We start from the raw sequence: 21,635 nt of genomic DNA on the forward strand, positions 1-21,635 counted from the left end.
TTATATATCACAGCATAAATTTCACCAAAACATCAAAATGGTGGCTGAATTACTTCGGCCACCTTTATCAGAGTTTACTGCTTTTGGGTCTGCATATTCTTAATTAGCTCGCTAAAATCAAGTGTTGCAGCTTTTTGTACAGGTGGATAATCCATCAAAGATTTAATGTGTGAACCCAGTAATGCCTGTAAAGGTTCAGAAATCCATTGCTTGGTTTGAATAATCTCCGAACGGTCTCTAATACTATCAAAAGTCTCAAATGGGTCTTGACGAAGGTTGTACATCACTGGAAATTTTTGCTTTTGATATTGGTCGTAATAATTTTCACTGGTTTCAAAATGAACTTTCCATTGATTAATACGAACTGCACGTAAAATCGATTCATGATAGTACAGAAAATTATCTCGCATACTCTCTTTTGATTTGCCCGTCCAATAGTCGATATTGTTTACACCATCAATAATTTGCTTACGATTGGTTTTCATCACCTCGACCACATTTTTATTCCCTGCGACATTCGCCAAAGTTGTAAACAAATCCATATGCGACTGAATGCCGTGTTTCACTTGTCCCGCAGGAATATGTCCCGGCCATCGCACCATCATTGGAACACGGACTCCCCCTTCATAGGTCGTCATTTTTTCACCACGGAATGGTGTGGTTCCACCATGATTTTTTGCACTGTGCTCAGGGCCATTATCAGTGGTATAAACAATGATGGTGTTATCCAACACCCCCATCTTCTTCATATCATCCAAGAGTTGACCGACTTGCATATCGTGTTCAACCATACCGCTGCCGTATAGATCATCTTCTGAGGTGGCTTTAGCAGCTAAGTAACGATGCTCAGGACGTAAATGGGTAAACATGTGCATACGACTTGGGTTTAACCATACAAAAAACGGCTTGTCTGCTTTTTTACTGCGCTTCATAAAGTCTAAGCTGGCTGCAATGAATTCATCATCCACCGTTTCCATGCGTTTACGCGAAAGTTCACCCGTATCTTTACATTTTTGCTTACCCATTTTACCAAAACGCGGATCATTCGTTTCATCATCTGTAGTGTTTGCATAACAGTGTAGAACGCCACGAGTACCAAATTTTTGACGGAATTCTGGATCTTTTGGATAATCAAATTGCTCAAAAGTCTCCTCAGTATTGAGGTGATACAAATTACCGAAGAACTCATCAAAACCATGTACCGTTGGTAAATGTTCGTTACGGTCACCCAAGTGGTTTTTACCAAACTGACCACTCATATAACCCAAAGGTTTTAGTACTTCTGCCAGCGTTGGTGTTTCTGGTTTAATCCCTAAAGGCGAATCTGGTCGCCCTACCGTGGTCAAACCTGAACGAATTGGATACTGACCCGTAATAAACGATGCACGACCTGCGGCAGAACTTGGCTGTGCATAATGATCAGTGAACATAATGCCTTCTTTGGCAATACGGTCAATATTCGGCGTGTTATACCCCATAACCCCATGGCTATACGCGCTGACGTTTGTCATGCCCACATCATCCGACATAATCACCAAGATATTCGGTGCTTTTGCCATCAGGGCGGTTGAAAGCAAAGCCCCTCCTGCCAGAGCGATGGAACGTGCAATAATTTTTTTACGCATATGTTTTCCTTAACAGTTTTTGGAACAGATAAAAACTCACTTTCAAACAATTGTATCCACACAATCATTTGATACTTCATCATTTATGGGCGACGTCCTGCCCTACGTTATTACGGTTCTTTTAATGTGGTTGTAAGCGTTTCGCAATCTCACTTTTGGAAGTGGCTGCGGTATGAAAAAATTTCTTTAAGCCTGAGCACAGGTAATGTAAGCCAACTTCTCCTTCAGGGGTTTTCAAGAAACGGTCTTTCGGACAATCGCCCCAGCACAGTTGTAAATATGGACATTTGCGGCAGTATTCTGGGAGTGAGTTTGACTTGGCATAGGCAAATTTCTTTTGTCGCTCTGCAAAAACCAAATCCCCCTGATGGGTCTCTTGAATATTGCCGAGCTTATATTCTGGATAGACAAAGTGATCACAGGAAAATAAATCACCATTGTGCTCCACTGCGAGTGACTTCCCGCAAATCTGTCCAGATACACATTTTTGTGCGCCATATCCAAACATCATCGAAATCACATTCTTAAATTGATCGATAAACACTTGTCCAAAGTCTTGAGCAAACCACTCCTTCCATACAGTAGATAAGAAGCTCCCCCAATCATCCGCAGCAATCGACCAGTCGGTTACTACGGAATCAATAGTTCCGGGTTGTGCTGCGGTACTGCCTAGTTTCGGTAAATCGGCTGGATTCCAGTGTCCTGGCGCTGTTTGTTGGAACTGCGCACTTTCCATGCCTGGAATAAACTGAATCATGTAAGGTTTAACCTGATCACGCAGGAAGCGGTACACATCGAGCGGTCGTTTGCTGTTATCGCGATTGACCACACATAATGCGTTAAAGCGTATTTGGTATTGATGCAGTAGTTGCGCAGCATGCATCACTTTGGCATGGGTAGGTTTACCACCTTTGTTATAACGGTGGATGTCGTGCAAATCGGCTGGACCATCAATGGATAAGCCAACAAGATAATCATGTTTTTTTAGAAAGGCACACCAGTGTTCATCGAGTAAAATACCGTTGGTTTGTAAGTCATTTTCAATGCGTTGATTGGGTTTCTTATATTTATGTTGTAGTGCAGTCACGCGTTTAAAGAAATCCACCCTCATTAAGGTCGGCTCACCGCCCTGCCAACTAAATACAATTTCATCCCCAGTTTGTGCTTCAATATATTGCTTAATATGAAGCTCTAGCATTGACTCCGTCATGCGCGGAGTTTTCGGTTGATGCAACATATCTTGCTTATGCAAATAGAAGCAATAACTACAGTCCAAGTTACACTGTGCGCCAGAGGGCTTGACCATCACGTGATAGCGATATGTTTGTCCCTGCACTTGCAGGCTTTTTAAAGGCGGCGATTCAGCTTGTATAGGTATCATTCGCATTTTTTAGAGTCCTCATTTTTTCAGCGTTCAGGCACTAATTCGCAACTGTACATAACCATGTGCACAAGTCATTTTGCGAAAAGAGATTAGCGAGTTTCATTCCATTCACTACATGAAGTCTGCTAAAGAGCAGAGCCGTTTTGTATTTTGAATGGATTAACCCGAGTGACTGTTGCCGCTAAACACGCAACAGGAAGGCTGCTATAAGATAACCTTTCAGATATTTTGATAATTTCAATGTTTTATAATTCATTCTCTTCTTATCCCTAAGCTTAATTGTCATCAGCAAAGCTACCGTGTAAGAGTAAAAATCAACAGCCAATTCCAATTTAGGCATGCTGAAAAATACTGACCCATCTCACACAGTTGCATTGCTTGGTAGAGCACGTTATCAAACTTTGAAAATAGAAAAACCACTCAAAAGAATGGTAATTGTATTTTTTATGGTCTCTACTTATTAAAGCTTTCTTCGGATTCAGATCATGTTCTAAAACTTATTATTCTTTAGCGTGTATTTGAAAAAATGCCTTTTCCTATACAGCGAATACAGACCTATCGTCGTCTGGAATTTTTGCTGAAAAAGGATTTTGTTGCACAAATATTTAAAAAAATACCCCTAAGCGACTCAAATTTAAGTGACAACTTGGATATGAATTCGGTCTTAAAATGGCTATACGGGCATGTACCTCGTTGACCTAGCTTTGAAAGTTCCTAGCACTGAGTTTATCGCCTAGTAATTTGATGCAATGCATCTTGGTTTCTACCAAACTACGACGATGATAGCCTGACCATTTTTTCCAAATCATTTTTCCTAGGCGTTTAACTATTTTCAATAATTCATTTCTTTCTAAAGATTCTACTTTTTTGTCTTTCCAAGGCTTTGCATTTTTTCTAGGTGGAATCACTGCATACGCTTGCCGATCTGCAATGACCTGACGGCATTGTTTTTGTGTCATAAGCCCCGTCTGTATAGACTGAATCAATCTGCTCATCCAATGGGATTTGATCAAGTAAATCACCGAGTACCTGTGAATCACTGATATTGTTCGTTGTGAGCTGAACTGCACGTATTTGCAGCGTTTCAGCATCTATACCAATGTGAAGCTTACGCCATTGGCGATGATATTCGGGCTGATGTTTCTTCCTTTTCCATTCACCTTCACCTAAAAACTTTAAGCCAGTAGAGTCCACGGGCAAGTGAAGTCCATTACTACTTTTTTGATAGCGAATTGCAATATCAATATGCTTCTGTCTTCTACACAGCGTGGAATAATCTGGTGCTGTCCAATCTAATCCACTAAGTTTAATGAGGCTCTGAACAAATTCTGTGGCTAGGCGTAAAGAGAGTAGAAATAGCGATTTGATTATTAAACAACACTGAATCGCGGCATCGGCATAAGTTTGATTTCGACCTTGCTTACCTTGTGGTTGAGCATACCATTGAGTCGTTGGGTCAAACCAAATGAAGATGTTTCCTCTATTTATTAGTGCTCAGTTATACAAAGGCCAATTAGTTGTGCGATAAATTTTAGGTGCAGGCTTCTTCATTTAGAAATTATATTGATGAAGAAGCCCTTAAGAGTAGGTTTGTGCAACAAAGTCTATTCAGATTAAAAATGGCTAAAAATATCAATTATTTTAATTTAACAGCCTAACTAAACCACTTTAAGCATTATGCACCAAACCAATCCAACATTTACAAATAATAAAAAGGCCGCATTTAAGCGGCCTTTTTACATCTAAAATAATATGGTGCAGCTTACATCATTCCGCCCATACCACCCATGCCGCCCATATCAGGCATTGCTGGCTTGTCTTCTGGAACGTCAGTAATCATACATTCAGTTGTCAACATTAAACCTGCTACAGATGCAGCATGCTCAAGTGCAGAACGCGTTACTTTCGCAGGGTCAAGAATACCCATTTCTAGCATATCGCCATACTCAGAAGTAGCAGCGTTATAACCGAAGTTACCTTCTCCATTTTTTACCGCGTTGATCACAACTGAAGGCTCATCACCCGCATTCGCAACGATTTGACGAAGTGGTGCTTCAATTGCACGACGTAAAATGTTGATACCTACGTTTTGATCGTCATTCGCACCGTTTACGCCGTCAAGTGCAGCTGCAGCACGTACCAGTGCAACACCACCACCAGCAACCACACCTTCTTCAACAGCAGCACGTGTTGCATGAAGCGCATCGTCCACGCGGTCTTTCTTCTCTTTCATTTCAACTTCTGTCGCTGCACCAATTTTGATCACAGCTACACCGCCTGCCAATTTAGCAACACGTTCTTGAAGTTTTTCTTTGTCGTATTCAGAAGACGATTCTTCAATTTGCGCACGAATTTGAGTGACACGTTCAGCAATTTGAGCTGCGTCACCAGCACCGTCAACAATCACAGTATTTTCTTTAGATACAGTGATTTTGTGCGCAGTACCTAAGTCTTGAAGAGAAGCTTGTTCTAAAGTCATGCCGACTTCTTCAGAAATCACAGTCGCGCCCGTCAAGATTGCGATATCTTGAAGCATTGCTTTACGACGGTCACCAAAACCTGGTGCTTTAACCGCACATACTTTGATAATTCCGCGCATGTTGTTCACAACAAGTGTCGCTAACGCTTCACCTTCAACATCTTCAGCGATGATTAAAAGTGGCTTGCCTGTTTTAGCAACAGCTTCAAGTACAGTAATCAATTCACGGATGTTGCTGATTTTTTTGTCAACAAGCAAAATGAATGGGTTTTCTAATTCAGCAGTTAACGTATCTTGTTTGTTTGCAAAGTATGGGCTGATATAACCACGGTCAAATTGCATACCTTCAACAACGTCCAAAGCATCTTCAAAGCCTGAACCTTCCTCAACGGTAATTACGCCTTCTTTACCCACGCGTTCCATTGCTTGTGCAATGAGTTTACCTACAGTTTCGTCAGAGTTTGCAGAGATTGAACCCACTTGTTCAATCGCTTTGGTATCAGACGCTGGTTTAGCCGTTGCTTTAATTTCAGCAACCAATGCTTTAACTGCAAGGTCAATACCACGTTTCAAGTCCATTGGGTTCATGCCCGCAGTTACAGACTTGATGCCTTCATTTAAAATTGCTTGAGCTAGTACAGTTGCTGTTGTTGTACCGTCACCAGCAATGTCATTGGTTTTAGAAGAAACTTCACGAACCAATTGAGCGCCCATGTTCTCAAATTTGTCTTTTAGAGAGATTTCTTTCGCAACCGTTACACCATCTTTAGTGATGTGCGGCGCACCGAAAGAACGGTCGATCACAACGTTACGGCCTTTAGGACCTAAAGTTACTTTTACAGCATCTGCAAGCACGTTTACGCCTGCAATCATTTTAGAACGAGCTGAATCACCAAATTTTACGTCTTTAGCTGACATACTAAACTCCAAATATTCTTAAATTTTAATCAATTGTATTGCTTAAACAGCAAATGAACGTTCTGAATTAACCTTCAAGAACCGCTAAAATATCAGACTCTTTCATCACAAGAAGTTCTTCGCCTTCAACTTTAACTTTAGTGCCTGCATATGCACCAAACAGTACATTGTCGCCCACTTTTACGTCTAAAGCACGAACGCCATTGTCTGTAATTTTGCCATTGCCTACTGCAATGATTTCACCTTGAGCTGGCTGTTCAGCAGCAGAAGTACTCAAAATTAAACCACCTGCAGTTTTAGTTTCCTTTTCTACGCGGCGAATCACAACGTTGTCATGTAAAGGACGAATTTTGCTCATTTCTTGCTCCATAGACATTTTTAAAATGCCGTTGTTTACGATGTGAAGATGACTTCTTATTCCTAGGTCATCAACAAAATTTTGATATGACACTTTTGTGGGGATGGAATAAAACGCTTCAAGGGCAAACACAAAATATTTTTATATTTTTGCGCTCTTTTTAAGCAAACCTCATCAAAGTTTAGACACTCAATTCAATCTGACGTATTTCGCTACATCAACTCGAAGCGATTGGTTGCAGCGTTAAAGCTCAAATGTTGTACATCAGCATTCGGCAAAATAATATTCAAGCTATTGGGCAAGCCCGCATGTAAACGATAAGACGTTGCCGTTCCCGCATGAATATCCAGCACAGGATGAGATACCCCAAGTTGATAAATCTGGTTCAAATCATAAACGGCAGCGTGGTGTAAATGCCCATGTAAGAGTCCATTTAAACCATGTTGGCTCCATTGCTCCAACGCAATACGACCAAGCATTGGACAGTCTTTCACACCATGACTATGGTCTGGCGGAGTATAAAAAGGCTGATGTGCGGCGATCAGTTTAATTTTGTGTGCAGGTGCTTGCTGCAACTTCAGGTCAATCTCTTGAATTTGGTTCAGTGAAATATGCCCTCGCGTGTGGTAACGCCGACGAATACTATTCACCCCAATGACATAAAAGTGTTCAGTTTCCAACGTGTTTTCCATCCCCCCAAAAAACAGTTGATAACGTGCAAAGGGGCTGAAAAAACGATTCCACACATGGTACAGCGGAATATCATGATTCCCTGGCACCACCAAATACGGCAGCTTTAAACTGTCTAAAAACTGCCGACAAGCATAAAACTGAATAAACCGTGCACGTTGGGTCAAGTCCCCACTGACCACCACTGCTTCAAAAGGGTGTTCCTCACATAACTGACGAATGGCCTGCAAACAGACTTCGCGTTCGGTCCCAAAATGTAAATCCGACAAATGTAAAATCATGCGGGAACCATGACATTCAGCGCATGCTTACGTACTGTAATTTTCAGCGGTGGTGTCATCGTGACAATTTCTCCATCTACCGCAACCGTGAGCTTATTGCGCTTTGAATGAACAATCACTTCATCTGCTGCAAAGCTATAGACATCGGAAGCCTGATCCAAATTGCCTTTAATCAGCTGCCATAAGGTCTTGAACAAAGTCCGCTTATCACTTTTTGCTACTACCACGCCCGCCACTTTGCCTGCTTCCGCCGCCTCGGCAATACGTAGTTTCATTTCAGCCAGTTGAAGTTGATTGTTTCCAAAGAAAATCAGTGGCGTTTTCACTGGATAGCGTTGCCCATCGACTTCTACTTCAAGTTTTAACTCTTTACGGTCGCGGATGAGAACATCCAATGCTGAGGTATACGCATGCAATGGAAAACGTCCAAAATGCTTATTAAACTGTTCTCTTTTTTGAATAAATAAAGGATAAAGCCCTAAACTGGCATTGTTCAGATAAATATGTTGATTCAGCTGTGCCACATGTACAGAACGTGGCTGCCCTTCACTAATGGCTTTGGCTGCGTCTAATAGGTCCAACGGAATATTCAACACTCGTGCAACATAGTTAAAGGTACCTAGAGGCAAGATCCCCATGGGAATATCCGTTCCCATCAATTTAGATGCAACAGCATTTAAAGTGCCATCGCCACCCGCAGCAACCACGACCCCTACATTTTCCGCTTGACGATGGCGTAGTAAAATCTCTTGCATCATCTGATCAAAGTTCATGCACTCACTTAACTCAAATGACTGTATTTCAAAACCCGCAGTACTCAAATCTGCTACCAACTGTTCATACACTTCATCTTTATTTGCAGCATGAAAACCTGATTTTTTATTATAAATAAGTGATAAAGGTTTGAGTTGTTCTGACATTTTGCACCTAAATTTGAAGTAATTGCTCTATTTTTGTCCAAATATTCAACACTTAACAGTTTTGTTATGTAAAATTCAAATGACTACCATTTATTTAATCAATAATAAATCTCAATCACAAAATAAATGCAAGCATATGATTTTAATACTAATATCTTAAATAAATAATCCTCATAAATATAATAAATACACAAAATAAAAGCAAGAAATCTAACCAAACTATTGTTTTTTAATAATTAAAATGAAGCAACTCCATCGAGCTGTTCATAATTTAGATACGCCTTTGGTCTTATTTTTTTTATCAAATTATGCTTTAATACAGCCACTTTTTTTCATCTTTTCATCTCTGCAGTAAATTTTATTGCTGAGATTGTACTTTGTACAAACGTGTACATATTTGAGATAGGCCTCACCATGACCCAAGTGAACGCACCAGAATTCGTTCGTCACCCTAAGCTTATTGCGTGGGTGGAAGAAATTGCAAAATTAACAAAACCAGCGAAAATTGAATGGTGTGACGGCAGCGAAGAAGAATATCAACGTTATATCAACTTGATGATCGCTAACGGCACAATGCAAGCGCTTAACCAAGAAACGCATCCTGGTTCTTATCTTGCTAATTCTGATCCTTCTGACGTTGCTCGTGTTGAAGGTCGTACTTACATCTGCTCTGAAAAACAAGAAGATGCTGGTGCAACAAACAACTGGGAAGAGCCTGCTGAAATGCGTGCTCGCCTAAATGGTTTGTTTGACGGTTCAATGGCAGGTCGTACTTTATATGTAGTACCGTTCTCTATGGGCCCATTAGGTTCTCATATTGCGCATATTGGTATCGAATTAACTGACTCTCCTTATGTTGCAGTTAGCATGTCTAAAATGGCTCGCATGGGTAAAGCTGTTTATGACGTTCTTGGTACAGACGGTGAATTTATTCCTTGCGTACATACTGTTGGTGCGCCGCTTGCTGATGGCGAAAAAGATGTTGCATGGCCTTGCAACCCTGAAAAATACATCGTGCATTACCCAGAAACACGTGAAATCTGGTCTTACGGTTCTGGTTACGGCGGTAACGCATTGTTAGGTAAAAAATGCTTAGCTTTACGTATTGCGTCTTCTATGGGTCGTCAACAAGGTTGGTTAGCAGAACACATGTTGATCCTTGGTGTGACTAATCCTCAAGGTGAGAAACACTACATCGCAGCGGCATTCCCTTCTGCTTGTGGTAAAACAAACTTCGCAATGTTGATTCCACCAGCAGGCTACGAAGGTTGGAAAATTGAAACTGTAGGTGATGATATTGCTTGGATCAAACCAGGTGAAGACGGTCGCTTATACGCAATCAACCCAGAAGCAGGTTTCTTCGGTGTAGCGCCTGGTACAAATACCAAGACCAACCCGAACTGTATGGCTACACTTCACAAAGACGTGATTTATACCAACGTTGCGGTAACTGATAACGGTGAAGTATGGTGGGAAGGTCTTACTAAAGAAACACCTGCCAACCTGACTAACTGGAAAGGTCAACCTCACACTGGCGCAGAAAAAGCGGCTCATCCAAATGCGCGCTTCACTGTTTCAGCAGGTCAATGTCCTTCTATTGATGCTGACTGGGAAAATCCAGCAGGTGTTCCAATTTCAGCGTTCATCTTTGGTGGTCGCCGTGCGGACACAGTGCCTCTAATTTCAGAAGCATTTGACTGGGTAGATGGTGTTTACAAAGCTGCAACTATGGGCTCTGAAACAACTGCTGCTGCTGTTGGCCAACAAGGTATTGTTCGTCGTGACCCATTCGCAATGCTTCCATTTGCGGGTTACAACATGGCGGATTACTTCTCTCACTGGTTAGAGCTTGGTGAAGAAGTTGCAGCGAAAGCTAAAGCTGCGGGCAACAAACTTCCGGGCATCTACAATGTGAACTGGTTCCGTCGTGATGCTGAAGGCAACTTCGTATGGCCTGGTTTCGGTCAAAACATGCGTGTTCTTGAATGGATCATTGACCGTTGTGAAGGCCGTGCTGATGCAGTTGAAACACCAATTGGTTTAGTTCCAACGTATGAACAGTTGAACTGGACAGGTTCTGACTTCACTAAAGCCCAGTTTGACCTTGTGACTTCTCAAGACAAAGATCAATGGATCAAAGAGCTTGAAAGCCACACTGAACTATTCGACAAACTTGGTGAACGCCTACCAGCTGCACTTAAAGCTCGTCAAAACGAACTTTTAGATGCTGTTAAGCAATCTGCTTAATCTTTAAATTAAGCCAAAAAAAAGACCGCATAAGCGGTCTTTTTTTAATCTATTTATAATTTTAAAACTATATAAGTCAACAAAATTTATCCAGCCAATCGCGACTAAAATAAGTAGCAACAACTCAGCCAGCACTTCATGTTTACTCGATCAAAGCCCCCTCCGATTCAACTCAATTTTGAAATCAAAAGCTCAGCAAAGTCGCCAAGAGCACTTATGGCAGCGTAGTTGAACTCTATCCGCGTCTTGCTGAACGTGCACAATCAAGTCGGTGTTACGTCGTCATTGACTACAATGCCAGCCAACGCTTTGGCGTATTGTCCGTCCAGTCGTTTGGGGAACGGCTGTAAAATGGAAGACACCTGTAGACTGTAAACAGCTCGGCGGTATCAAAGTTTAAATCTAAAAAAGCCGCAATAGCGGCTTTTTTAATAGAACGGAATGAAATGTAACCTGACACAATCAATACTATGCAGCATCCTCTTGCAGACGACGCAGGTGTAAATCCTGCAAGTAGAGGTCTAAAGCTTGGGTTTCTAGTGCATCAAATTTTAAATACAGTTTAGTCCGGCGTTTTAAAATATCTTCACTGCTGATGGCCCACTCACGTTTCACCACATAATCCACTTCTTGCTGATACAAACCATGGCCAAAAGACTGCCCTAAAGTTTGTATATCTTTGATTTCACCGAGCATATGCCACACTCGACTACCATAACTGTTTGCCCAACGATGCGCTGTTTGAGGCTCTAGCCCTTTGATTTCATGCATCAACTCTGCACATAAAACCTCAACTGAACTAAAACCTTCCGCACCTGGGAGTTTTGCCTCAGCCGTCCATTCCGCCTTCATGTGTGGAAAATAACGTTTTAGCTGTAGCAAAGCCGCTTCCGCCAACTTTCGATAAGTCGTTAACTTTCCACCATAAACAGATAATAATGGTGCTTCATCCGCAACAGGTTTAGATATCGCCAGTACATAATCACGTGTCACTTTAGAGGCTTGTGTACTTGCATCATCATACAATGCCCTTACACCTGCAAAGCTTGAGATTACATCTTCTTGCTGTAATTGAAGCTTGAAATGGTCATTAATCACATCAATCAAATAAGCAGTTTCCTGCTCGGTGATATGGACATGATTTGCATCCCCCTCAAACTCTACGTCCGTGGTACCAATCAGGCTGTATTCATCTAAATAAGGAATTACAAACACAATGCGTTGATCATCATTTTGTAGAATAAACGCATGCGGTTCCGGGTATAAACGCTTCACAATAATATGACTGCCCTGAACCAATCGAATGCCTGCCTTTGGGGTTTTGGACAGTTGCTGTTGAATAAAATCCGTGACCCATGCACCCGTTGCATTAACCAAAGTTCGAGCTTTAATTTGGTAATGTTGTTTTTGATGCTCTAAGGTTAGACACCACACACCCTCCTGCTGAACCGCAGAAACACATCGTGTTTGTGTCCGAATTTGAGCTCCCAGCTCATGCGCTTGAATTGCATTAACTACCACCAAACGAGCATCATCCACAGTACAGTCCGAATATTCAAAACCACGCTTAATGGTGTCTTTTAACGGGCTATCGACATTAAAATGAACAAGCTCCGAGCCCTCTAATGTTTCTCGTTTTGCCAAATAGTCATAGATAAACAAGCCTGAACGAATCAACCACGCAGGACGCAAATAAGGTAAATGCGGCATAATAAAACGCATAGGATGGATCAAATGTGGGGCTTTTTTTAACAGTACTTCACGCTCTAATAGCGCTTCACGCACCAAACGAAATTCTTTTTGTTCGAGATAACGCAATCCACCATGAATGAGCTTGCTACTGGCTGAAGACGTATGACTAGCTAAGTCATCTTTTTCGCAGACGAAAACACTTAAACCGCGCCCTACAGCGTCATTTGCAATGCCCACCCCATTGATGCCCGCGCCCACAACGGCAATATCATAAATGGCATCTGTGTCTTGCATATTCACCTCTCTCATTGAGTTATTGTGTTATTTTTGTTCTTCACGCTAAACTTAACATCAAAATCCAACCTTGTCATACTCCAAAGCCATTCAGATCAGAGGAAATTCGTTATTCTAAATAAATTAATAACTGCATCTATTTTTACAATTTAATTTTTAATTTTGACTATTCAGTGAAAAATCGACTAATTTCCAAGCTAAAAAACACTTTCTTTTCTAAAAATCAACATTCACCATAAAATAAAAAAGCCCTATAACCCCTTGTATTTTAATTGACTATTCACACATTAAAAAATCACAAGAGTTTGTTTTGAATAAGTAAAATGATAATTTCCCATTAAAATAAAGATATTCATTAGAAAAACTTAACAGCATATAAATCATACCAACATTTAGACTAAAGTCGAATGAAGTCCAAGGATAAGGGGCGTATAACGAAACAGAATTTTTTGTTTAATCTTAAAATATATTGTTTTAACTTTTTCTACTTAAAAAGTTAAAAGATGTATTTTCCGAACTTCTCTTTGGGAAATTTTTGTGACTGATCTATCTCCCCAAACTGCTCCAGTAAGCATCGATAAAAAGACCCGCTTAAAATCGATTCTCGGTGGTTCAGCTGGCAACTTAGTTGAATGGTATGACTGGTATGTCTATGCCGCATTTACCTTATATTTCGCGCCACAGTTTTTCCCTGAAGGGGATGACACGGTAAAACTGTTACAAGCTGCTGCCGTCTTTGCACTGGGCTTCCTGATGCGTCCTATTGGCGCGTGGATCATGGGCATTTATGCAGATCGTAAAGGACGTAAATCAGGTCTTACCCTCTCTGTATCTTTAATGTGTGTAGGATCTTTGATTATTGCCTGTGCACCCACCTATGCCAGTGTGGGTATGCTCGCACCTGCCTTATTGCTCTTTGCCCGTTTATTGCAAGGTTTAAGTGTTGGTGGAGAGTACGGTTCAAGCGCAACCTATTTAACGGAAATGGCTGGGAAAAACCATCGTGGTTTCTTCTCTAGTTTTCAGTATGTGACTCTCATTTCAGGTCAGCTCTTGGCGCTGTGTGTGTTGATCATTTTACAACGCACCATGAGCGAAGCACAGTTATCTGAATGGGGATGGCGTATTCCCTTCTTCATTGGTGCTGTACTTGCCATTGTGGTGTTCTGGATTCGTCGTGGTTTGGTTGAAACCCAATCCTCAAAAGATGCACAGGAACAAGCTAAAAATGGTGGCCCAAAATCTAGCGCACTTGCTTTATTTACCAAATATCCAAAGCAAGCGTTCACCGTAATTATGCTGACTGCAGGTGGAACACTGGCATTCAATACCTTTACCACGTATTTACAAAAATACTTAGTCAACACCTCAGGTTTTGAGAAAACCACAGCAACAGAGATCACCACAGCTGCAATCTTTGTCTTCATGCTATTGCAACCTGTGGTGGGTGCACTGTCTGATAAAATTGGTCGTAAACCAATTATGATCACTTTTGGTGTATTGGGTGTACTGTTCACGATTCCAATTTTCAACGGTCTTGGTTCAACCAACAGTCCAACAACCGCATTCATGCTATGTATGAGCGGTATGGTAATTGTAACGGGTTATACCGCAATTAATGCCGTAGTCAAAGCAGAGCTCTTTCCAGCACATATTCGTGCACTAGGGGTTGCCCTGCCTTATGCGATTGCCAATACTATCTTTGGTGGTACAGCAGAACTTGTGGCGTTGAGCTTTAAAAATGCAGGACATGAAAACTACTTCTTTTACTACATCACCTTCATGATTGGCTTATCTCTACTGACTTACATCTTTATGAAAGACACCAAAAAGCACAGCATGATTACCGATCATTGATGCTTAAATTGACTGTGTAAGTTAATAAGCTAAACATAAAAAATGCCTTCTCGAATAAAGGCATTTTTTATGTTTGATCAATTTTTTTGCCGAAACTTGATCGATTGAAATATCGTGAATTACACCTGTGTATGGCATACTAAGAACAAGAATAATGTTAGGAACTTTTTATATGAAAAATACGTATAAACTTTTAGGCTTAAGCTGTATCGTTTTAGCAGTATCTGCATGTCAAAGCACACCTCGCCAGTACAATGGCAATGTTGGCTATCAAATTGAACATCAATCAGCGTCGAGTGCTACCCTTGCTTATACGCTTGCTGCTCGTAAAAATCAGCAACTCGATGAAAATAAATTACAACGTGCTTGCCAAAAAGTTTTAGGTTCACAAAAGAATTATAAATTGGCGATTTTAAGTATTAATGAAATTCCTAATACTGCAGCAGATGTTCCCGAATATGGACGCCAAATTGGTCAAACTCGTGCCACTTTTGGCTTAAGCAATACACCTGACTTACACCAAGGTGAAAACTTTGCAACACGCGAGTCACTTGAAGCACGACCAAGCACACTACATGTTGTACGCTATACGTGCTCTTAAGACCTTCTGATATATAAAAAAGGGCTTAGTGCCCTTTTTGAACATTCAACGTTCGATAAAAACTCACATTGCGAAACTCTAGTGACTCATCTAGATCTGGCCAAGTTGTGGCACTACGCTCATCAAGCTTTATGTATTGCGGATGACTAAAATTTTTAACACGACTATCTGCCACCCAAACCTCAGGTGCAAACTTTAAAAACTCATCTAAAAAGAAACGATTACATTGGTCATATAAAACATCGGCAGCCAATAGAATATCGACCTGTTCAGATTGATATAAGTCATCCAAATACTCTAGCTCTACGTTATTGAGTTCCGCATTGGCACGGCAAGCATCTAAACTAACTGCATCAATATCGCAACAAATCACACGTTTTGCGCCCGCCATTTTGGCTGCAATCGCCACCACACCTGAACCTGCACCAAAATCCAACACCACCTTATCTTTGACATGATGAGGCTCTGCCAGTAACCACTGCGCCATGGCTAGACCTGAAGCCCAACAAAAGATCCAATATGGCGTTTCATTCCAAATACGACGAATGATTTCATCATCCAGTTTATCGGTTGGAAATACTGGAGGAATGAGCCACAGTGAAATGGATGTCTCAGGAAGTTGCTGAGCTAAAAGCTCACAATTTGGAATCACCTCATGCAAGGCTTTTAGTAAATGTTTAGGTGCTTGAGGAAATTGGAAAGTACAGCTCATGGACATTTTATATTTGTAGAATTTTTTAATAAACGCACGACGGAGTCTTACACATTAAGACGCATGATATGCATAACCTTCGGTTCGACCTACTTTTGTTTCGACAAAAGTAGGCAAAACCATTGCCATTTGCTGAACTCGACTGAAATCATCATTTATTTAATGCTTCGCAGAAACATTTTTATCGAATTTGGTCCGGCCTCGAACAGCAGCAAATGACGATGTCACGACTCCAACACCAACATAAAACTGATTTTAGAGTCTTATAAAAATTAACCTAAAGCTTTTTCAGCAGCTTCAACTGTTTGACGAATTAGTGTCGTAATCGTCATTGGGCCAACACCACCTGGAACAGGTGTGTACGCAGAAGCCACTTCTTCAATACCGACCAATTGAATGTCGCCTACACCACCACCATCACGTGGATGGAAACCAGCATCAACAACCACTGCACCTTGTTTGATCCAATCTTTTTGAATCAATTCCGCCTTACCAACCGCGCCCACGATAATATCGGCTTGTTTCACAAAGTCAGCTAAGTTCTGAGTACGTGAGTGGCAGATCGTTACGGTCGCATTGGCTTGAAGTAACATCGCAGCCATTGGCTTACCCAAAATTGCAGAACGTCCTACAACAACAGCATGCTTTCCAGCAATTTCGATATTGTTTTCTTGCAAAATAGTCATAATACCTGCAGGTGTCGCAGAACCATATGCTGCTTCACCCATGGCCATACGACCAAAACCAAGACACGTTACGCCATCCACATCTTTTGCAAGAGAAATTGCATCAAAACATGCACGCTCATCAATTTGTTCAGGCACTGGATGTTGAAGCAAAATACCGTGAACATCAGGATTTGCATTCAGTTTTTCAATTTCTGCCAACAATTGTTCAGTGGTGGTCTCTTTTGGAAGTTCAACTTTAAGTGAGTCCATACCAACACGACGGCAGGCATTTCCTTTCATACGTACATAAGTTGCAGATGCACCATCGTCACCCACCAAAATAGTCGCAAGAATTGGGGTACGACCTGATTTTGCTTTGAGCGCTTCAACGCGAGTTAACAAGTCAGCTTCAATTTTTTTTGCCAATGCACGACCATCTAAAACTAATGCCACGGCACATCTCCAAGTGTTGATATGAATCAATTTTGCACATAATACATGATAATTTTAAATATTTTTCGCTATATGCTGTTTTTATGCGCATACGAATGAAAGCGCTATTGTTTTTTTTTCAGAGCTTGCTAATATACGCATCAACAAGACGCGGCGGGGTGGCAGAGTGGTCATGCAGCGGACTGCAACTCCGTGGACGCCGGTTCGATTCCGACCTCCGCCTCCATCTTGTTAAAGCCCGAGTGGTGAAATCGGTAGACACAGGGGATTTAAAATCCCCCGCCCACAAAGCGTGCCAGTTCGAGTCTGGCCTCGGGCACCATTCTTATACTTCTAAGTATGGTGCATATAAAGAACCCAGCGTTAAGCTGGTTTTTTTATGCCTACAGAAAAAGCATAATGCAATGCACAAAAAAAGAGAGCACATTGACTCTCTTAAAAATAATATCTCATTCGTTTATCACGATAAGGGTGGTAATAAGTAATGTTGCAGATCTTGTTCTAATTTTTCTTGAAAATGAGCTGGCTCAATAATTTTAATGTATGGAATCCAATAACGTACCAAAGGTAAAAGTTGCATTTCATGGCAAATTTGACAATCAATTAATAAACCACCCGATGCATCTTCTAGTACAATTTGTTGCTCTGGCAATAACAGACGTTGCTTAAAATATAAAGCAACTTCAGGTCGCACCGATATTTTGACCGTTTGCTTATGCTTTGCAAACCAAATCCCCTCACTAAGCTCTAATTGGGTCAAAACTTCTAAATGGTGCTCGAAAAGCTCCGACTCATGTACAACCACTTGATCTATTTTACTTAAACGATAAGCACGTAATTCATCAACTACAGCTGCAGCCAAATACCAACTTCCCTGATGATGAATTAAACGATACGGGTCAACATGGCGCAAACGATCATTATAAATAAAACTGATTTTTTGACGCTTATGAATCGCGCCCGCAAAAACCTGAAAATGTTCAGCAAATTGCTGTGCATTTTCATAATAATAACCTTTGGCAGAGAACACTTGATTCGCACGCTCATCAAGCAGGCCACGTAGAAAAGACATATCTAGAGATGGATAGAGCTCACTGATCCCAGAAAGCTGCGCAAAGTTCTGAATGTCTTGTAGCTTAAAGCGCCCAAGATAAACAGGATCTAAAAAGTACTTCTTGGTATATTCATCTTGAAGTAAAGGTAAATACGTATTGAGACGATCAAAATCTCGCTCTATTGTCCGAGTACTCACCTGAAATTCATGTGCTAGTTCTGCAACCCCCAATTGATACCCAGTATTTAATTTAGTCAAAATATTTGCTAAACGCTCCGCAAGGCGTTCATGTGTTGAAGCTTTACGCTTCATATTGCCCTCGCTGCACAATCAATGTTGTGTCTTTATTTATAGTTAAATGCCTAAGCATTATATTCAATATAAATCACTGAATAATATTAAGTAAAAGACAAACAGTCAACTTTCAAGCTATGTCATGTTTTTATCAAAAAAAGCGCTCAATGTTTGTTAGATTTCCTCTTCTTTACAGCGGTTTTCTGATGCGCTAATCGCTCTATATAGCGTTCAAAATGAATTAAGGCTTTATACAACTTATGTAACTCATCAGGTAAAACACTATTATAGATAACCGCCTTATGCAAGCGCTTGAGCGCACGGAAACCATGTGCATGTGTATATGATGTCGATAAAATTTTCATGACAACCCTCTTTTCTGTTTTATTTTTCATTTAAAACCACGTAAATTTGTCAGGTTTAAATTTAGTTGCAAATTTACACCACAGTTTTGACAGGTTGTGTCGAACAGTTATCTTTTTTTAATCTTTGTTAAATTATTTTCTATTTTCAGTACATTATTTTTATTTTTTGGAAAAATTTTAGGCAAAAAAAAGCTGACACTAGGTCAGCTCTATTTTTTATACTATAGAAATATTACAAAATTTTTACCACAATTTTACCCACGTGCTCACCCGTATCCATGCACGCATGTGCTGCTTGAATCTGATCGAAATCAAAAGTTTGATAAATCATTGGCAAGCACTCACCTTTGGCCCATAGCGGTGCTACATGATTTTGTAAACCTTGTGCAATCTCAGCCTTCTCAGCCGTATTTCGTGCACGCATGGTCGAACCTGTGATGGTTAAGCGCTTCATCATAATTTGCCCCAACTTAACCTCTTTGGCTTTTGCCCCACCCAAAAAGGCAATATAAACCAAACGTCCATCGCGGCGAAGCAAGTTCAAATTCTTTTCCAAATACGGTGCACCCACCATATCTAAAATCAAATCAACACCAGCATTTTCCGTTCTCTCATTGATCTCGTGTTCAAAGTCTTGGGTTTTATAATTGATGGCATCTGTTAAATTTGCAATGGCTTGTACTTTTTCATCGCTGCCAACGGTTGCAAAGGTTTTAATGCCCAATGCTTTACATAGCATGAGTGCCGTGGTGCCAATACCACTGGTTCCGCCATGCACCAACACCACTTCCCCTGCTTTGGCTTTACCCATTTGGAACACATTTGCCCAAACCGTGAAAAAAGTTTCAGGAATAGCCGCCGCTTCCACAAAGCTTACATTTTCTGGAATATGTAAAGTTTGACTTTGTGGAACCACGCAATACTCTGCATAACCACCACCATTGGTCAAACCACAAACTTTATCGCCTAATTTAAACTGTGTAACTTCAGCTCCAATTGCAACGACCTCACCTGCAACCTCAAGTCCTGGCACTTGCGTTACCCCAGCCGGCATTGGATATAAACCCTGACGCTGTAAAATATCTGGACGGTTAATACCAAACGCATGAACCTTAACCAAGACCTCGTCTGCTTTTGCTTCAGGGATAGTCACTGTTTCATATGCCAGCTTATCCACACCACCCGGCTCTGTAATAATGACCTGTTGCATCGTTGTTTGTGACATGATTTATTCCTAACTCTTGCGATATTTTTCAAGTTTCATAGACCTATTTGATCATAGAAATAAATTGAAATGAAGAACACCGTACTTATGTATAGTGTGAAGACTATTTTGCTGCGTGATAGCGCTGATCATTGATAAAAAAAGCAAGCTGGGACCGCTCTCGACATCCCTCTCAAACATTACTTAGAACGATTCGGGCCAAATGAAAAGCACAGGTATGTCAGTTGCGTGGCTGATCAGGCAAAGATACAAACTGCATTAGAAATTTACGAACCAAAGGTAAAAATACCATAATCAGAGGAAATGCAATCAACCAAGATAAGCTCCAGCTTTTGAGCCAAAGATGGAAGAAATTATGCACTAGGCCTTTATTTAGCAGTAAGTTAAAACCAGAAATAGAACCACTCATCAGGCCGGAAAGCAATAAAGGCATTAACCAATTTAAATGTTTGATATGAATTTTGGGGAGCGTGTTGAACATAATCGACCTGAGTAAATAAAAATTAGCTTTGGCTTTGCGTTTTAACGGTTTGTTTTAAAGCTTTCATAAACTGCCCTAAATGTGGCATAAAGTCTTTAAAGAGTGGAAGGTTTTTATGCTCCAGTATCACCTCACTAAAAAGCTTTAAACCAACAGCAAATGATTTCGCTGCTTCATCATCCAGCATTTGACTGTTTTGAATCACCTGTAACACTTTAAAAATATCGTCGTGGTTATAGCTGTTAAAACTCAAAGTATCGGTATAGGTCGACGGGTTGCCTTGAGCATCTGCAATGTGTTTGAGGGTGACTTCATAAGCATGTTGTTTCATTCTGTTTTCCTAGAGACGTGCAATATTCACCGCTGCTTGATCAATTTGTTCTGCAATAACACGAATTTGTTCAGCGCTCAGCTCACTGTGTTGTATCTTGAGCTTTAAGGAAGCTTTGAGGTTTTCCATCGCACGTTTAATGTCAAGATATTGTTCATTATTTTGAATTTGTTTACGCGTATCAAAACGAGATAAGATCTTTTCCACACTTGCTTGCTCAACCTCAAGATGCTTCAAACCCAAGGCCGTTATACGGTATTGCTTGCGCTCAGCATCATCTAACGCGACCTGAACAAACTGCTGCTCTTCCAAATAATTCAAGGTTGGATAGATCGTTCCTGCACTTGGGCAATAGCCCCCTCCCACAATTTCACCCACTTCTTTAATAAGGTCATAGCCATATTTAGGCGCGAATGAAATGAGATGTAAGGCTAAAAGTTTCATCTGACCCGCTTCAAATAGGCGCTGTTTACGTAACACTGGTGCTGTCTCTAAATCAGCAAAGGGTTCAACTTTTTGTGCTTTAGACATAAAAAGATACATCTTTAAATTATTAAGATATATCTTAAATAATTTTTTAATGATTGCAACCTCAAGCCCTGAAATAGAACATCAAAATTTAAGATCGAATGGATAAACGTGAAGGATTACTTGATATTTTTAGATAAGATTGCTGAACAGTTGCAATACCGCTAAAATTTAACCT

At 40.7% G+C, this 21,635-nt stretch carries 18 protein-coding genes, 2 tRNA genes and 1 pseudogene; 5 read left to right on the forward strand and 16 right to left on the reverse strand.

The features are described from left to right. Nucleotides 1-74 precede the first annotated feature (74 nt). From AC5EUN_RS11410 to AC5EUN_RS11440, 7 genes and pseudogenes are all read right to left on the reverse strand, one after another. On the reverse strand, nt 75-1,625 hold the full coding sequence (locus AC5EUN_RS11410; protein ID WP_171253706.1) for an arylsulfatase: 1,551 nt from the start codon (nt 1,623-1,625) through the stop codon (nt 75-77). 121 nt (nt 1,626-1,746) lie between these two features. Next, a complete protein-coding gene (locus AC5EUN_RS11415; protein WP_493352356.1) occupies nt 1,747-3,012 on the reverse strand; it encodes an anaerobic sulfatase maturase in 1,266 nt (421 codons plus the stop codon). A gap of 698 nt (nt 3,013-3,710) precedes the next feature. Continuing rightward, nucleotides 3,711-4,560 (reverse strand): annotated as a pseudogene (locus AC5EUN_RS11420) (IS5 family transposase); the annotation flags it as partial. Between the two features lie 211 nt (nt 4,561-4,771). Continuing rightward, nucleotides 4,772-6,406: a chaperonin GroEL gene (groL, locus tag AC5EUN_RS11425; protein ID WP_004694331.1), complete on the reverse strand. Its 1,635-nt coding sequence runs from the start codon at nt 6,404-6,406 to the stop codon at nt 4,772-4,774. A 67-nt stretch (nt 6,407-6,473) separates the two neighbouring features. Beyond that, nucleotides 6,474-6,764 (reverse strand): co-chaperone GroES, encoded by a 291-nt coding sequence (locus tag AC5EUN_RS11430; RefSeq protein ID WP_010326285.1) that lies wholly within the window; start codon nt 6,762-6,764, stop codon nt 6,474-6,476. Between the two features lie 212 nt (nt 6,765-6,976). Then, nucleotides 6,977-7,735, reverse strand: coding sequence for a metallophosphoesterase family protein (locus AC5EUN_RS11435; protein ID WP_010326284.1), 759 nt, complete (start codon nt 7,733-7,735; stop codon nt 6,977-6,979). Next, the gene (locus tag AC5EUN_RS11440) at nt 7,732-8,655 is read right to left on the reverse strand and encodes a diacylglycerol/lipid kinase family protein (RefSeq protein WP_148826435.1); all 924 of its coding nucleotides are present in this window, start codon (nt 8,653-8,655) and stop codon (nt 7,732-7,734) included. The genes AC5EUN_RS11435 and AC5EUN_RS11440 overlap by 4 nt, the downstream gene beginning before the upstream one ends. Nucleotides 8,656-9,069: 414 nt before the next feature. Here AC5EUN_RS11440 and AC5EUN_RS11445 point away from each other — a divergent pair, with 414 nt between their 5' ends. Further along, on the forward strand, nt 9,070-10,902 hold the full coding sequence (locus AC5EUN_RS11445; RefSeq protein ID WP_493352357.1) for a phosphoenolpyruvate carboxykinase (GTP): 1,833 nt from the start codon (nt 9,070-9,072) through the stop codon (nt 10,900-10,902). 468 nt (nt 10,903-11,370) lie between these two features. On the opposite strand, the gene glpD is transcribed toward AC5EUN_RS11445, so the two are convergent. Continuing rightward, entirely contained in the window at nt 11,371-12,888 is a 1,518-nt protein-coding gene (gene glpD / locus AC5EUN_RS11450) for a glycerol-3-phosphate dehydrogenase (RefSeq protein WP_159153682.1), read from the reverse strand. 537 nt (nt 12,889-13,425) lie between these two features. Between glpD and AC5EUN_RS11455 the strand changes: the two genes are divergently transcribed. Together AC5EUN_RS11455 and AC5EUN_RS11460 are read left to right on the forward strand one after the other, a co-directional pair. After that, nucleotides 13,426-14,745 (forward strand): MFS transporter, encoded by a 1,320-nt coding sequence (locus AC5EUN_RS11455; protein WP_058952087.1) that lies wholly within the window; start codon nt 13,426-13,428, stop codon nt 14,743-14,745. Between the two features lie 172 nt (nt 14,746-14,917). After that, nucleotides 14,918-15,346: a hypothetical protein gene (locus AC5EUN_RS11460; protein WP_058869220.1), complete on the forward strand. Its 429-nt coding sequence runs from the start codon at nt 14,918-14,920 to the stop codon at nt 15,344-15,346. Between the two features lie 25 nt (nt 15,347-15,371). On the opposite strand, the gene AC5EUN_RS11465 is transcribed toward AC5EUN_RS11460, so the two are convergent. Continuing rightward, nucleotides 15,372-16,058, reverse strand: coding sequence for a class I SAM-dependent methyltransferase (locus AC5EUN_RS11465; protein ID WP_058952088.1), 687 nt, complete (start codon nt 16,056-16,058; stop codon nt 15,372-15,374). Nucleotides 16,059-16,330: 272 nt separating this feature from the next. Further along, nucleotides 16,331-17,179: a bifunctional methylenetetrahydrofolate dehydrogenase/methenyltetrahydrofolate cyclohydrolase FolD gene (folD, locus tag AC5EUN_RS11470; RefSeq protein ID WP_058952089.1), complete on the reverse strand. Its 849-nt coding sequence runs from the start codon at nt 17,177-17,179 to the stop codon at nt 16,331-16,333. Nucleotides 17,180-17,331: 152 nt separating this feature from the next. On the opposite strand from folD, the gene AC5EUN_RS11475 reads away from it, so the two are divergent. Together AC5EUN_RS11475 and AC5EUN_RS11480 are read left to right on the forward strand one after the other, a co-directional pair. Further along, nucleotides 17,332-17,405: transfer RNA gene (locus AC5EUN_RS11475), tRNA-Cys, on the forward strand. A gap of 10 nt (nt 17,406-17,415) precedes the next feature. Further along, nucleotides 17,416-17,501, forward strand: a tRNA-Leu gene (locus tag AC5EUN_RS11480). Nucleotides 17,502-17,639: 138 nt separating this feature from the next. On the opposite strand, the gene AC5EUN_RS11485 is transcribed toward AC5EUN_RS11480, so the two are convergent. From AC5EUN_RS11485 to AC5EUN_RS11510, 6 genes are all read right to left on the reverse strand, one after another. Beyond that, complete coding sequence (locus AC5EUN_RS11485) at nt 17,640-18,545, reverse strand: helix-turn-helix transcriptional regulator (RefSeq protein ID WP_058952090.1); 906 nt, start codon at nt 18,543-18,545, stop codon at nt 17,640-17,642. Between the two features lie 146 nt (nt 18,546-18,691). Then, the gene (locus AC5EUN_RS11490) at nt 18,692-18,922 is read right to left on the reverse strand and encodes a hypothetical protein (RefSeq protein ID WP_371746419.1); all 231 of its coding nucleotides are present in this window, start codon (nt 18,920-18,922) and stop codon (nt 18,692-18,694) included. 202 nt (nt 18,923-19,124) lie between these two features. Further along, nucleotides 19,125-20,117, reverse strand: a complete 993-nt coding sequence (locus AC5EUN_RS11495) for an NAD(P)H-quinone oxidoreductase (RefSeq protein ID WP_058952091.1) — start codon at nt 20,115-20,117, stop codon at nt 19,125-19,127. Nucleotides 20,118-20,337: 220 nt separating this feature from the next. Continuing rightward, complete coding sequence (locus tag AC5EUN_RS11500; RefSeq protein ID WP_004694355.1) at nt 20,338-20,598, reverse strand: DUF2798 domain-containing protein; 261 nt, start codon at nt 20,596-20,598, stop codon at nt 20,338-20,340. A 22-nt stretch (nt 20,599-20,620) separates the two neighbouring features. Further along, on the reverse strand, nt 20,621-20,929 hold the full coding sequence (locus AC5EUN_RS11505) for a DUF3861 domain-containing protein (RefSeq protein ID WP_010326274.1): 309 nt from the start codon (nt 20,927-20,929) through the stop codon (nt 20,621-20,623). 9 nt (nt 20,930-20,938) lie between these two features. Next, nucleotides 20,939-21,460, reverse strand: coding sequence for a PadR family transcriptional regulator (locus AC5EUN_RS11510; RefSeq protein WP_010326273.1), 522 nt, complete (start codon nt 21,458-21,460; stop codon nt 20,939-20,941). Nucleotides 21,461-21,635 lie beyond the last annotated feature (175 nt).

The organism is Acinetobacter sp. CAU_H_S170_2, from assembly GCF_058890445.1.